Here is a 14,142-nt window from a genome sequence, read left to right on the forward strand (position 1 = left end):
TTTTATTTATAACCATAAACTTTTAATCCCGATTTCGATAGCTCATATTCAAATTGCTTTCCTGTTTGTAATGCTGTCTCTATCAGTTCAATGTTTTGCGTTTTGACTTTAGAAGTTAATAACTCTTCACGGTTTTTCCTTTCAGATATAATTTCAGAAGGGATTAATATCCATTCAATTTCTTTCAATTCAAAAACTCCCCAATATTCTTCTATATATTTTTCGTTCAAAAAACTCTCTTCATCCGGTATTGTAAATTCTCGAATTGTATCATCCAAAAGTAATTTTACCTTTGTAACATATTGAGGGTTTACATCTTTTAGCAATGAGAATAAAGCCTTCCACTTAGTATCGCTCATAAAACTGGCTCTACTGTCAATTTCTTGCTGTAATTTTAGCTGATATTTATCTACTCTAGACATAATGTACGTTACCTCAACTTATCTTTATTAATAATTCTTAACTGATCTCCAACACCTATTAGTTGATCGCTGTGATTTTCGCATAACAACCATTGTTTATTTTTGTCGATCATATAATATTCGAAAGCAGAACATTCTCCTATCAACTGGGCAATCACAGATGGTTTGCAATCATAAATTGGGTAATAAGCTTCTTCGTCATCTTCTACCATTAGCCAGACTTTATTAACATCTTTAGGGATGATATGGATCAGCTCTTTAAATGGAAACTCGTACGTTTTAAAATAAAAGGCTTCTTGTTTAAAATCTTCCCACCACCATCTTCTATCGCCTGATTTTACAAAGTGAGTTAACAGCTCTAAATACAAACTTTTAACATCTGAAACCAAGCATATATCTTCTTGCTTTAGCTTTAATGTTTTTATTGCTTGTGCTATTTCTGCTTTTATAGTTCCCATTTTTAATTTTCTACTTTAAATAAAATGTGCTAACTAATTGAAACATATCTTCTCTTGATGGACTTTTAGGAAATTTTTCATCTAAAACGTCTGTAAAAAACAATCTGTAATCCAACACAAAATCTTTAAACTCTTTATCCGATAAACTATTGAAGTCTTCCACACTATCTGGATAGGCTCTTGAAAGAATTTGATCATACAAAGATTCTTCATTTATATTTTGCTCAGAAAAATGACTGTTTTGCCAATCATCACCTGTATTTTCCCAAATTGAAACAAGTCCTAATACTCTTAATGGGTCACCTCCGATGAATTTACGATTGCCTTTTACGGCACAGAAATCACCAAAATATTCTTCTCTTTTATCTGGTATAAGAAAAATTTTATACCCTTTAGATAGTATAATCTTTAATGCAGTGTTATACGTATTCATTGCATCTGCTATGGTACATCCATTTTCCATATTTCTACTATATTTAAGCTATTCTAATATCGCCCCAGTAGGCATCAAAACCTTTGCTTTCAATTTCTTTGATATCTGTATCTGTAAAATGAATATGAAAGTCTACACCTCTTAATATGGGTTCGTTGGGAAAATCCTTGTTATACATACTCTCATCTATTCGCCATAAATTAAAATATACAAACGTATCATGACCTAAGGATTTAATTTTTCGGATTCTGTTTTCTAATTCATCTTTGGTAATATATTGGTAATACTTTTTTTTACTATTAAATTCTTCAATAAAAAAGAAAGGAAATACCGTATCAACCGTAATTAGATTAAGTTGATTTTGATACTCTTTGTTATACATCTCAACACTTTTTTTATCCTCAAAAACGGCATAAATTGTCTTTAATCTATTAGTATCTAATATTTCTCCTATAATGTACATTTTAGTTTTTCTCTTTGAAAATGTATTCGACAATTTGCCCGTTTACATGCTTTATTCTTCCTACAAGTTGTTTATCAAGGAGTTCTAAAAATAAGTTTTCGGCGTATGTTCCCTGGACTTTTTGTGGTATAAAATCAATAGCTATTTCTTTATTATCTTTTAATTCCCAATCAAATGTTCCTATTTCCTTTGTAGTTTCTTTATCACAGGATGATATTTCTTTTTCAGTAACATACACTTGTTTTTTATCAAATAGCAATGTTAGATAGATCTCACTACCTGCACAAGGGTTATCATCTGGTGTTTCTTCATAAACAGCTCCGACTTTTGCTATGAATTCTTTATGCATATGATTTTTCATTTTTTGTACCTGAGATGATATACAGGATACACAAAACAGCATACAAAATAAAGCGATTATCATTCTGGTGTTTTTTATATTGCATAACTGTCCTTTATTTTTTATGTTCTTCTTTTTCATACTTATTCTTCTTGAGTTGCCCACATAATTACATCACGAAAGTCGATCTTGGCACTTTTGGTTAATTCAATAACTTTATTGATATTTCCTTTCGCTAATTTCAAAATAGATACTCTAGTGTTTTTTAAATTATATTCTGACGCTGCCATTACATGATTTAAGGTGATAGAGGAAAGTTCATTAATTATTATTAGTACTTCTTCGGGTTTAAAATCCCGATGTATAATATCCATGATATCTTTATCCATTTCCATAATTTTGTATTGTTATCTTGTACACATTAATACAATTCTATTTCCCAATCTTCATAAGGAGGTGCTACTTTAAATTCTGGGTCACAATATGAGCGGATATAATCTACGGCTCTTTTTTCTGCATACTTTGCATTCAGAACTTCTCCATGTTCATCTAACTCAATCACATTAGCAAATATGGCAAATACTTGTTCTATGGCACTAGGTTCTTCTCCATACAGCTTGAGGTAATCAATACCTTTTAATTCATAGTGTGTGCCGCTTGCCATAAAATAGGCAAAGGTCCTTAATGCTCCGCTAAATGATTCGCTTAGTTTCATATGTTCTTGTTACCTTGAATTACACTTTTATCCAACCAATACTACTTTGTTCTTTTTCTTTTAAAACCACTAAACACCACTCGTTTTGTGTTTTAATCACTATTACATCTTTGTGTTCTATAACGCTTAGTTGATTTCCTGTTTTTACATCTCCTGTACAAGGATCTGTTTTCTTTTTGTCATCTATACTCGGCTGTGTTCTTAAGATTCCTGAAAGTATTTTTTGTTCAAATGTGGTATTTAACTTTGTTAATTTAGTATCCGTATGAAGTGCAATTATATGCTCGGTAACCGTGTTGTTATTGTCAACAACTAATTCTGATAACAACGTCTCGTTTAAACAACCTATAGCTCTACATAGAACATATATAGTGTGTGTTTTTCCTAATTTCATGTCAACTAATGTACCTGATCCATTCCATATTTCAACAAAATCATTGCCTTGTTTTACCAATACTACAGTTGTTTGATAATGACGAGTATCTTGGTAAATAATATCTTTTTGGCCATCACTATTGAGATCTATTAGATGTACATTATTGCTATTGATATCAAACACCTTTTCATCTCCATTTTTAGTTAAAAAGTTAGCGTTTTTAATTTCTGAAAAATCTTTACTATCTATAGGAAGCTCATAGTCTAAAGGTGTTTGTAATAATTGTAATTGTGTTTTTACATTATTGTTTTGAGCGTACATCAATACTGTAAAAAACATACCCCAAATACCTGTGAAAATAGTTTTATTAGTCATTTTTGACATATGTTTTTCCATTAAACTTTAATACTGAAGTTTCATTAGCAACTGTTTCTTTAGAATCGCATTCTCCATTTTCATCTTCATAGTTTTTAGTCTCAGTAATCTTACTTTTTATTATAATATCAAAGTAATCATTAGTCTTTTCTTTAGAAACAATGAGCGTTCTTTTAACTCCTATAAACTCTCCATAACAACTGGTATCCCATTCACCTCCGTACTCCATTACATCATAAGTATGTAACACCTTTTTTAAAGAATCTTTCGATTTCATATACAAGGAAATGATTTCTTTACTATATGGGTTTGGTTTCGAATTATTATGAAAATATACTCTTATACCAAAAGCTCTTTTATTTTCCGAAACCATATATGGAGCTGTGTCTATTTTTATTTCAGCTAATCTTACAGCATCCGACATCCAACCGTTTGTTTTATAACTTTCAAAATATTTGTGCGTAATCTTAGCTGTTGTATTGTTTGCAACGACAATATGACTGTTTAGCTCGAAAAATTGTTCGTCATATTCTCCATGAATTTCAGGAATCACAATAATGGTTTCGTTATTATTATTAGGTCGAACTTTAGAAACAACTAAATCTGTTTTAATTGTTTGTTTGTTTAAACCCAATTGTTGTATTACCTCATCAATTAAAGAATTATTTGTAGTAATGAGTTTAATTTTTCCATTATCTAGTATTTCAAACATCTCTGTTGTTTCTTGTTTTTCGTCAATCCAAAGGATGTTATTTATGGTTAGTTTATCCTCTTCTATTTTTGATTCAATTCTTGATTGGCCTTCTGCTATTTCATCATAAGCAATTACTTTAGAGTCGATAATATCTCCATTCAAATTATAATTGACGAGTACTGATTCCATTTCGTTATCTCCTTTTAACACTATTACCACGGCAGTATGAAATTTTTGAGAGAATGCTAACCTGTATGAACCTATTCCTCGATAATTATAACCTTCTTTATAAAAATCGGGATATACTTCTTCTAGTTTCAATCCTTTTTCGTCGACTTTTTTATAATCCCCTTCTTCTATAAAATCATCAAAATTGGTAGTCTCTTTTAATGGTAAAGACTTTATTCTGATTTTGTTGATAATACGGTGAAAACCTGAGTTTTTAAATTGACTTTTAAAAATAGCATCTTGTTGTATAAAGGTACCTTCTTGATATGGGTTTTGATAGGAGTGCGTGGTTTCAAAACTGGCATAATCTTCATTGTGAATGTGTTTCGTTCTCCAAACATCACCATTGAAATCATGTTTTATACGCAGTTTAGAAGCATTATAATTTTTTGCTTTTTCGTATTCCTTAAGGTATTCCTGATAATCCTGTTTAGCATTCTTCATTGTTTTAACTAAAGACACATAAAAATTGGACTCATTTTTCTTTTTCTTATAGAGCATATAATTTCTAAAATTGCTTCCATATTGAACAATGCCTAATGAATCTCCTTTTTTATAAATGAATACCTTATTATGCAAATACAATCCATTTGTAAAATTGTCTTTGGTGTATCCCTCAACTTTTTTCTCATCACAAATTGCTAGTTTATAAAAATCATTTTTAAAGTTTCTAAAAATTCCAAAATCTCCTATTGGCGAAATGTCCTTTACTTTATAGGCTGAATAGAAGCCGAAATCAGTTTCAGAAAGTCGATCGATAACAATAGCTGCTTTATACATTTCAAAGTTTTCTGAACCAATCATATGGTTTTCGCCTTGTATCAATTCGTATACTCCCGAAATATCTTCTACAGTCTCAACAGCGTTTTTTGCTTTGACAACTGGTGATTCTACAACCTCTTTAATAGCATCCTGTGCCTTGACTACTGGTTCTTTTTTTTCTTTTGTGTTTTTAGCACAAGAGATGAGTGTAAATAAAATTAATATATATATGTTTTTCATTTATGTAATGTTCTCTATTTTTTACAATAATTTAAAATAGTGTCTGTTTTAGTAATTTCTCTGTTTTTATAAAAATTGATAGTTCCATAATAATTTAAAGTATCATTTTCACAAAACTTCAAATTAAACTCAGCAATATGGTAATTCGAATACATATCTAAAACTTCAACACTAAAACCGCCTGGATCTTCTTCGTGTTCTATAAAATAATACGTCCCCGCATCGTTAAAAGGCATAAAAAAAGAACCTTTGGTGTATTCATAGAAATTGATATGATACGCTACATCTCCAATTGAATGGATCGAATTTTTCTTAGAATTCTTCAAAAAGTTACTATCAATCTGATGCTTTGTTTTTTCAGAAACAATTGTTTTTATGGCCTTTTGTAGAACATTTTCATCTTCTGAAGGATTTTTAATGATATATAAATCTGGATATACCTTTGATTGTATAAACTCCATTTTTATAAAAAAAAGTTTATTGATTGTGATACCAGTACCAATAGTCATTAACAAAATAAGCACTCCAATTATTCTTACTTTTTTTCGGAAAATCCATTTAAAGATTGTAAACAAAAAGAATAAGACTATAATTACAAGTAGTAATAAGAAAATGATTAGTATAATTTCCATTTGTATCTTTTTAAGCACCTCAGTTTTCAGCTAATCAGCTGTTACTGTTTATATGGCTTTAAATCTATAGTCAACGCTTCTATTTTATTTACTATTTCCTGCCTATTTTTACTTTCGAAAGTAATTTCGGGGTCAAAATTCTCAGGAACTTTTTCTACTATTTTTTTCTTAGGGTTATACTTTTCAACAAGGTTAAAAACTTCTAATATGTACTTCCCGTTCAGATCACCTTTAGGATACCAAATCAACTCTATACATCTATTTTTTTGAATATTCGAAATAGAAAGTAGTGTTGAGCTAGAAAACTCATACAAACGGTTTTCTTCATTTATGTCTTGTTCGTAAAACATATTCCAGTTCACTTTCCATCCTGAAGGTACTCGTAGAGCTTGTAATTTCATTTTAGCTCTTGTATTTAAATTTATTCAATATTTTTTTTAGCACTCCATCATCTATCCGCTTTATAGGCAGCTCAGCAATCAGATAAGGAATGTTTCTGTTTGCATTATTTATCTCATAAAACTCCGTCTCTCTATATCTAAGTCTTAATAAATACACTGTTTTGTCATTAGAGCAATAGAAATCAACTTCACTTTTTTCATCAAATTCGATAGGTATTTGATGAATATCAATTATTTTCCACCCATCTAACTGCCTGTTATATCCATTTTGGGATTTTGCTCTATTTTCGAATTCTATTATTGTCATTTCTTACCTTTTTCTTAACTAACTCAAAAACCTATCTAATACTCTATAATTTACACCTACAATAATAGTTATGATCAATAGACACATCAGGCGGATAATTACTGCTTTTATACTGTTATTTAATTTCTTTTTCAAGTAAGAAATATCCAAAATGATATAAAGCAATAGAGTAATACCTGCTATAACGGTTGTAATATGAAGCTCTCTTAACTCTTCGATAAACCCGCTATTTTCTTTTTCTAAAACAAGTTTCATATAAACTACACCCAATAAAACAGCAATAATGCCCCAAATTGAGTACGATAAAATTTGTTTTAGGATTTTTATAATTACATTCATTTTATGTAAAGTGTATTTCAATTCTAAAACTATTGGATAAAACAATTACTTTGTTTTGTTATTTTGAGTAGTTTTTTCTCCAGTTGTTGATGAATTATTTTTACTTTTTGTTTTCTAAATGACATCTACAACTTTTTCTAACACATAATGCACTATTGAAACAAATGCAGTGATAACAAGAAGAAAACCAAACCGAATAACACTAGATTTACTATTAGATTTTAGCTTCTTTTTCAAATAAAAAATATCTAATAAAATAAATAAAAATGCAATTACAACTCCAATTACAAGACCTACATGAAATAACCCCAAATCAAAGAAAATATGGAGTAGGTACCATAAACCCTCCGTAGATGCTTTATTAGGGCCTAATACAATTCTCATATAGCCAATGCCTAATAAAATGGCAATGGTTGTCCAAATTAGATAGGTTAGGATTTGTTTTAAAAATTTCAAGTGTAGCTTTATATGTTTAATTTTTATTTATTAATTCCATTAAATTATGTTTTTTATTTAACTCAGAAACCGCTATTCTACCTAGGTTTGTTTGTATTTCTGAAATACATATATCATCATATTTGCTTCCTTTATAAAAAGTTATGGGTTCTAAAGTAATTGTATCGTTTGTTTTAAAAACAGCGTCTACTTCAAATTGTTGAACCAATGGAGTATCTAACAAAATAACTGTTTCTTTATATATATTATTGACATATACTTTCATCTCCTTAACTCTAGCATTTTGATAAAAGAGCGCTTTGGATTTAACATACCCGTTGATTACACTTAATTTTATAGGTTTCATAATCAAATCATTAGGTTTCAACAAATTCTTATTAGAGTATTTACCTGATAAAAAGGATTTATCCGAACTCAAATCCAGCTGCAAATTTATTTTTACTTTGGCACCAGGCTTAAAAACATAAGCAGTCGAATATCTGGTATCTGATAAATTTGAAATTGGATATCGATTATCATTAAAATTGGAATCGATTTTAAAGAATAAATTTTCATTAAAAGTTAGGTCTGTATTTGAGCAACACCTTCCAAACATTTTATCCGACCACACATCTACTTTATCAATTTTTTCATATTTATAGTAGTCAAAAATAGTAGGAAACTCTTCACTATATTGTTTTATTTCGCTGATGCTTACTGAATCAATGGTAGCTTGAATAACTTTTTTAGAAGAGTCGGTTTCCAGTAATTCTTTATAGGTTAGCGGAAATCCTATTTCACAAGGAGTCATGGCATGTGGATATGAAGGAGTAATTGTTATCCCATTTTTTGTGAGCACCCAAGAATAATATTCCCAAATCCATTCACCATCTGTAAAATATCCACATTCATCATCAAAATCAGTATCGTTTTCATACTTTCTTTTTAATAATTGAAAGTGATCTAAATTGGGATACAGATCTGTTATTCTATCTAATTGTTTTTTGTTTTTGAAATCAAAATTATATCCTACCATATTGTGATTGGGATGTGCTCCTCCACAATAAATAGATGAATACTCTGTAAAACTAATATATTGATTAGATATGAGTTCCATTTCAATATTTATATCTGCCCAACCGCAATCTAATCCTATGGTAGCATAATTTGCATGTATCGTATCTAGTTTTGGGTTCATAAATTCACGCTCAGATGAAGTAAATCCATTACCAAGCCTGAATAGTGATTTTTTGGAATACTTTTCTGTAAACCAAACAAGCTCTTTTGTATTATGAATAGTTATGCTATCTCTGGCATACTCCAAGTTCATTAATTTATAATCATCAATTTTCTTGGTTGTTTTGTTCAAATCAACTTGTAACGTTTTCCCTTTGTTTTTCCAAGTGCCCGCTATTGTATCCTTGTTTATTATTAGCGTAAATAATTCTTTTTGTTCCTTTATATCAGAAAATTTCTCAAAAAGAACTAACTCATTATTACTAAAACTTCCTTCTAATTGAATGTTTTGTAGCTGAGATTTATAAAAATAAAATGCCGTTGCCCGATCATCATTATAATCTATATCTAGTTCTAAAAATATTCGATGCTTCCCGATAGTTCCTTCATAGGTTTGCGCTTGAATACTGATTGAACAAAAGATAAATAGTATATAATATTTCATTTTAAGATTTGTTTTACTTCACGGTTGCTTTACTAACCGCCATTTCTAACTCTTCAAAAGCTTTTTTCTGATTGGAAGCAAGTAAGGTTTGCTTTATTTTCTCGGCAATTATTTCAATAATGTTTCTTCTTGCTTTAACACTTTTACCAAAATAAGCATTCATTATTGAACTTGGTATGATATAATTTATTTTTATAGTATCCTCGCTTACGAAAAAGATTTTCACAGCGTGCATGGAACTTTTTTTAAGGATAAGACATTGTGCAATTTGTCCATTAGTATCTCTTCTAACTTCCCATTTATCGTATTCTTTAGAACACTCAAAAGTAGATGAAGTTTTTAAAAATTCTCGAAGTGTATCTAACGAATGATATTCGCTATTAATAGTAATTATTTTTTCCATTTGCATAAACAATTTGATTTTAAATATTCTAAAAAATTAATAATCCATTTTAATGAGTTCTCCATTTAATTTATACCTAAACCTAAAAGTTGTACCCCCATTTTCTGGTTTTAGATTAACATGATATTCGGCCTTTGAAATATCTCCGTTTTTTGGAAAAAAAATATAAGCAGTGCTCAATGTTGGATTTTCTGTTTTTTTCTCCTCATTTAATTGTTTACTCGACTTTTCTGTCAACTCTCCTAATTTTGAAAGATTAATTTTATCATTTAATTGAAACATGAAATCTGCTGCTTCACTTCCTTCAGGAACTTCAAGAGAAATTTCAGAGTTTTGTTTCCAAGTATCTTGAGTTAGATTCCATTGTCCCATTTTTAATGATCCGGGATTTTCAGTAACAGTTACTCCCACAATATTTCCAATAGAATTATTGTGAGTAATTGTCAAGTCCGTGAAATAAGAATTATCTCCAAATTTGCTTTTTATTTCTTTTTCTATGGCTTCAAATCCTTTTACATCTGCAGAATGCATATCGGATGACCCACTACAGGAGATTAATATAATTGTTGAGATTAGTACTAGTGTAAATTTCAATACTTTCATTTTCAGTGTGTTTTTCTATTAATACACTGATAAAAGTATAAAGGAAGGTGGATACAGAAAATAGAGAATCTATTTTTGAAGTTTTAGAATGAATAAGTGCTATAGTTCAAAAAATATTCGCGAAAGAGGTAATTTTAGCTATTGTTCCAGTTTAAAAAAACATTTAAAAAGTGTTCCTTTTTTCGAGAAGAAACTGGTATTTTCTTTCCGTTTTTCAGGTAAATAACACCCGACTTATCGTATTTGTCAATAAATTTTAAGTTGACCATATACGACTGGTGTGGGCGTGTAAAATTAGCTTTAGAAAGACGGTCTTCAAATTCCTTTAAGGTTTTTGAAACCATATACTTTTTATTATCACTGCAGTAAAAAGTAGTATATCCTTTATCTGACTCACAAAATAAAAGTTGCTTTAAATCTATAACCTGAAAACTATCATGAAGGGATAATATCAATTTAGAGTCTTCATTATTCCAGACTTCCTTAACGGTTTTTATCTGTTGCTTTTGTTCATCTATTGGTAATTTGCTAACTTTTTGCAACGCTATTTGTAGTTCTTCTATATCTACTGGTTTTAAAAGATAATCTACTGCACCAATTTTTAAAGCTTTAAGGGCGTATTCCTCGTAAGCGGTAATAAATATTACTTTGAAATGAAGGTTTTCGGTCTGATCTAAAACATCAAAACCAGTACCATCGGTAAGGTTAATGTCTAAAAATATTAAATCAGGTTTGCAAGCATTTGCTACTATTACTGCTTCTTTTACAGATTCACATTCGCCTATTACTTCTACCTCCGTTTCTACTAACTGTAATAAATTCAGTAAGCCTTTTCTAATATATGCTTTATCTTCGACTATCAATGCTTTCATTATGTCAGTTCTATTTTATAAGGAATTACTAAAGTAACCATTGTTCCTTGCTTATCGTATTTCTTTCTATCCTCAACAGTAACCGAACCTTTCATTTTAAAATCTTTGGATAGCATTTTTAATCGTTCAGAAGTTATTGTTGTTGCCAATGATTTTTTATGTTTATTCTCCTTTTCTTGATTAGCATCAATACCAATCCCGTTATCCTTAATTACACATCTTAATTCTTTATTCGAATATGTAAGAAGTATATCAATCATCTTATCCTTTTTTTGATTTTTAAAACCGTGCTCTATAGCATTTTCAATAAATGGTTGAATTAACATTGGAGGGATTTTAAACAAAGAACTATCTATTACATCATCTACTGAAACAGTATACTCATAACTTTGTGCTGCTTCCATATTCTGAAGCTCTAAATAGTTTTCTACAGCAATTAATTCTTGAGTAAGAGATACTGTTTTGTCTCTAGAGTTTTCTAAAGTAATGCGTAATAACTTTGAAAATTTTGACAGATAAGAAATAGATTTTTTTTCTTCTTTATTTAGAATCATGCCTTGTAATACCGAAAGGGAATTAAAAATAAAATGAGGTGTCATTTGTGAGCGTAACAGTTTTTGTTCTATTACAATATTTTGAGTTTTAGATTTTTCATTCCTTAACTTCAAAAAGAAAATTACTGCTCCTAAAACTATAGTAGTTGTCAAAAAGGCAATCACACCAAGTAATAAATTACGCTGAGATTTTTCTAAATTCTGAGAAGTGGTTTTTACAGTTTTGGTTAGCTTTAATTCTCTTTTTTCTGCAGATTCTAGTTCATTTTTGTATTTGTGTTCATATTCTATTTGCGTAATTTTCTGAATGTTTTCTCCATTAAAAAGACTATCATTTAATCTTTTTAATTTTTCATTACTTACAAAAGCTTTTTTATGATCTTTTAATTCATTATTTATTTTAGAAAGTAATTCATAAGCATCGCGTTCATGTATCAAAAACCTATATTTCTTTGATAATTGAGCACCTTTTTCGGCATTGGTCAATGCCAACTTGTATTTTTTCATGTAATAATAGGCAGTTGACATACCTATATAAGATCCAACCAAATCATTTTTTTTTTGATTTACGGCAGTAATTTTATTTGACTCTTGGAAACTAGCTAAAGCTTCTGGGTATTTTTTAATTCCCAAATACGAAAAACCTAAACCATTAAGGCTAACAGCTAACTGTTCATTATCCTTAATTTCTCTACTAAGCTTAATTACTTCAGTAAAATAGGGGATAGCAGTAGTAAATTTTTCTTTATCAATATAAATCACACCCATGTTATTTTTTATAGCATTAGTACTTTTTATATTACGATTAGTTTGCGGAATATCTATCGCTTGATTATAAAAGCTCAATGCTTTATCATACAATTGCTGTTGCCTATATACATTTCCGATGTTATTTAAAGATTGAAAAACACCTAGTGAATCTCCAGATTTTTTGGCAACTTCTAATGATTTATTATGATACTCTACCGCCAAAGGATAATTTCCGCGATTCTCATAGACCAAAGCCATGGTGTTTAAACAACTGAGTATACCATATTGATTTTTATCCTTGCTGAAGGAATTTAGTGCTTTTTCAAAATTGGTTAAAGCTTCTTGATCTTTTCCGGTATCAGCATAAATACTACCTATGTTATATAGATAATGAGGAACATTCTTTTTTATACCAAGTTTCTTATCAATTTCTAAAGCTTTTTCATAATATTCAAGAGCGAGTTTCAGATTACCTCGATATTTATGTAACACTCCCATAGCGTTATAACAACCAGCTAATCCTTTTAAATCATTTATAGAAGTGTATAATTCTATCGCCTTCTTATAATTATTAATGGAAACTTCAAAATTAGTTTGTTCCATATAGGTAATACCTTTCATATAAAAACTTCGGGCTTTTCCTTTTTTAGATTTTATCTCATCAGCAAGCTTCCCAGCTCTATCAGAATATTGTAACGATAGTGATGGATTATTTCGGTAATTATAATATGCTAAATTATTCAGAATCCTTACTCGGATTGTATCTTTTTGAAGATGGTTTTTTAATTCGTTTTTCAAACTATCTATCTTTCTATTCTGAGATAAAACAGTTGCACAAAAAGATAAGAAACATACTAAACAAATAATAGATTTATTCATTATTTTCATAAAATAAAGAACGGTTATTAAAACTTTAAATCAAAAAAATAGAGGTCATTATACTAATTTTATTGAGTAAACTGGGTATTCTAAGAATACTAATCCCTTTGTAAGTTTTAATCCTAAAAAGATCCTTTGCGATCGTGTTATGGTTTTTTCTAAGAGTTTTTTCTTTTAGCCCTATTCGAGTAATCTACATATTAAACTATGTAAAAAACTTTATTTCTAATCGTCTATACAAAACTACCATTCATCTACACTAAAAGTATCTTTCGACGAAAGATATAGTTGTATTGAATAATAAAAGAACATCTTTATATACTGGTATTGCTATATTTTAACTTAAATTAAAACACAAAAAACAATGGGTCTAACTTTTTTATTAATTGAAGATGATGAAATTGAAAGATTAAAATTCACAAGAGTCTTGCAAAAAAACAATTATAATCATACCTTGATAGAAGCAGAAAATGGAGAAAAGGCATTAGAGGTTTTAGAAAATAACAAAGAACTTCCAGATCTAATTTTTTTAGATCTTAATATGCCAAAAATGAATGGTTTAGAATTCTTAAAAATCCTAAAGTCAAACCATGCTCTAAGATATACCCCAGTAGTTATACTCAGTACCTCAAGTAATCATAATGATCTTAAAGAGACATATGAAGTTGGAATTGCTGGATATATAGTCAAACCATTAAAATATGAAGATTACGCCTATAAAATAAAATGTTTGATCGAATATTGGAGTGTAAATGAACTTATAAAAAGATAATTAAAAAC

General features: G+C 29.3%; 20 protein-coding genes. 1 reads left to right on the forward strand and 19 read right to left on the reverse strand.

Going from position 1 to position 14,142, the window contains the following annotated elements; genetic code table 11:
- Positions 1–2 precede the first annotated feature (2 nt).
- From Q0829_RS16100 to Q0829_RS16190, 19 genes are all read right to left on the reverse strand, one after another.
- The gene (locus Q0829_RS16100) at positions 3–422 is read right to left on the reverse strand and encodes a DUF6678 family protein (RefSeq protein ID WP_298545001.1); all 420 of its coding nucleotides are present in this window, start codon (positions 420–422) and stop codon (positions 3–5) included.
- A gap of 8 nt (positions 423–430) precedes the next feature.
- Positions 431–880 carry a DUF6756 family protein gene (locus tag Q0829_RS16105; RefSeq protein WP_298545003.1) on the reverse strand — a complete coding sequence of 150 codons (450 nt, stop codon included), beginning with the start codon at positions 878–880 and terminating at the stop codon, positions 431–433.
- A 10-nt stretch (positions 881–890) separates the two neighbouring features.
- On the reverse strand, positions 891–1,343 hold the full coding sequence (locus tag Q0829_RS16110; RefSeq protein ID WP_298545006.1) for a hypothetical protein: 453 nt from the start codon (positions 1,341–1,343) through the stop codon (positions 891–893).
- A 13-nt stretch (positions 1,344–1,356) separates the two neighbouring features.
- A complete protein-coding gene (locus Q0829_RS16115; protein ID WP_298545009.1) occupies positions 1,357–1,776 on the reverse strand; it encodes a hypothetical protein in 420 nt (139 codons plus the stop codon).
- A gap of 1 nt (position 1,777) precedes the next feature.
- The gene (locus Q0829_RS16120) at positions 1,778–2,137 is read right to left on the reverse strand and encodes a hypothetical protein (protein WP_298545010.1); all 360 of its coding nucleotides are present in this window, start codon (positions 2,135–2,137) and stop codon (positions 1,778–1,780) included.
- Positions 2,138–2,259: 122 nt separating this feature from the next.
- Positions 2,260–2,505 (reverse strand): hypothetical protein, encoded by a 246-nt coding sequence (locus Q0829_RS16125; RefSeq protein WP_298545013.1) that lies wholly within the window; start codon positions 2,503–2,505, stop codon positions 2,260–2,262.
- Between the two features lie 32 nt (positions 2,506–2,537).
- A complete protein-coding gene (locus tag Q0829_RS16130) occupies positions 2,538–2,831 on the reverse strand; it encodes a hypothetical protein (protein ID WP_298545015.1) in 294 nt (97 codons plus the stop codon).
- A 19-nt stretch (positions 2,832–2,850) separates the two neighbouring features.
- On the reverse strand, positions 2,851–3,582 hold the full coding sequence (locus tag Q0829_RS16135; protein ID WP_298545017.1) for a hypothetical protein: 732 nt from the start codon (positions 3,580–3,582) through the stop codon (positions 2,851–2,853).
- Entirely contained in the window at positions 3,575–5,506 is a 1,932-nt protein-coding gene (locus Q0829_RS16140; protein ID WP_298545020.1) for a hypothetical protein, read from the reverse strand. The genes Q0829_RS16135 and Q0829_RS16140 overlap by 8 nt, the downstream gene beginning before the upstream one ends.
- Before the next feature lie 14 nt (positions 5,507–5,520).
- Complete coding sequence (locus Q0829_RS16145) at positions 5,521–6,138, reverse strand: hypothetical protein (protein WP_298545023.1); 618 nt, start codon at positions 6,136–6,138, stop codon at positions 5,521–5,523.
- 41 nt (positions 6,139–6,179) lie between these two features.
- Entirely contained in the window at positions 6,180–6,539 is a 360-nt protein-coding gene (locus tag Q0829_RS16150; RefSeq protein WP_298545025.1) for a hypothetical protein, read from the reverse strand.
- Position 6,540: 1 nt separating this feature from the next.
- The gene (locus Q0829_RS16155; protein WP_298545027.1) at positions 6,541–6,846 is read right to left on the reverse strand and encodes a hypothetical protein; all 306 of its coding nucleotides are present in this window, start codon (positions 6,844–6,846) and stop codon (positions 6,541–6,543) included.
- Positions 6,847–6,864: 18 nt separating this feature from the next.
- Positions 6,865–7,185, reverse strand: coding sequence for a hypothetical protein (locus Q0829_RS16160; protein WP_298545029.1), 321 nt, complete (start codon positions 7,183–7,185; stop codon positions 6,865–6,867).
- 114 nt (positions 7,186–7,299) lie between these two features.
- Positions 7,300–7,569, reverse strand: a complete 270-nt coding sequence (locus tag Q0829_RS16165) for a hypothetical protein (protein WP_298545032.1) — start codon at positions 7,567–7,569, stop codon at positions 7,300–7,302.
- 88 nt (positions 7,570–7,657) lie between these two features.
- Positions 7,658–9,301: a hypothetical protein gene (locus Q0829_RS16170; protein ID WP_298545035.1), complete on the reverse strand. Its 1,644-nt coding sequence runs from the start codon at positions 9,299–9,301 to the stop codon at positions 7,658–7,660.
- 13 nt (positions 9,302–9,314) lie between these two features.
- Positions 9,315–9,704, reverse strand: coding sequence for a hypothetical protein (locus Q0829_RS16175; protein ID WP_298545037.1), 390 nt, complete (start codon positions 9,702–9,704; stop codon positions 9,315–9,317).
- A 36-nt stretch (positions 9,705–9,740) separates the two neighbouring features.
- On the reverse strand, positions 9,741–10,307 hold the full coding sequence (locus Q0829_RS16180; protein ID WP_298545039.1) for a hypothetical protein: 567 nt from the start codon (positions 10,305–10,307) through the stop codon (positions 9,741–9,743).
- Positions 10,308–10,441: 134 nt separating this feature from the next.
- Positions 10,442–11,179 (reverse strand): LytTR family DNA-binding domain-containing protein, encoded by a 738-nt coding sequence (locus Q0829_RS16185; protein ID WP_298545042.1) that lies wholly within the window; start codon positions 11,177–11,179, stop codon positions 10,442–10,444.
- The gene (locus Q0829_RS16190) at positions 11,179–13,281 is read right to left on the reverse strand and encodes a tetratricopeptide repeat protein (RefSeq protein ID WP_298545044.1); all 2,103 of its coding nucleotides are present in this window, start codon (positions 13,279–13,281) and stop codon (positions 11,179–11,181) included. Before Q0829_RS16190 ends, Q0829_RS16185 begins: the two co-directional genes overlap by 1 nt.
- A gap of 445 nt (positions 13,282–13,726) precedes the next feature.
- Here Q0829_RS16190 and Q0829_RS16195 point away from each other — a divergent pair, with 445 nt between their 5' ends.
- The gene (locus Q0829_RS16195; protein WP_298545045.1) at positions 13,727–14,134 is read left to right on the forward strand and encodes a response regulator; all 408 of its coding nucleotides are present in this window, start codon (positions 13,727–13,729) and stop codon (positions 14,132–14,134) included.
- Positions 14,135–14,142 lie beyond the last annotated feature (8 nt).

Source organism: uncultured Aquimarina sp. (genome assembly GCF_947492405.1).
GTDB lineage: Bacteria > Bacteroidota > Bacteroidia > Flavobacteriales > Flavobacteriaceae > Aquimarina.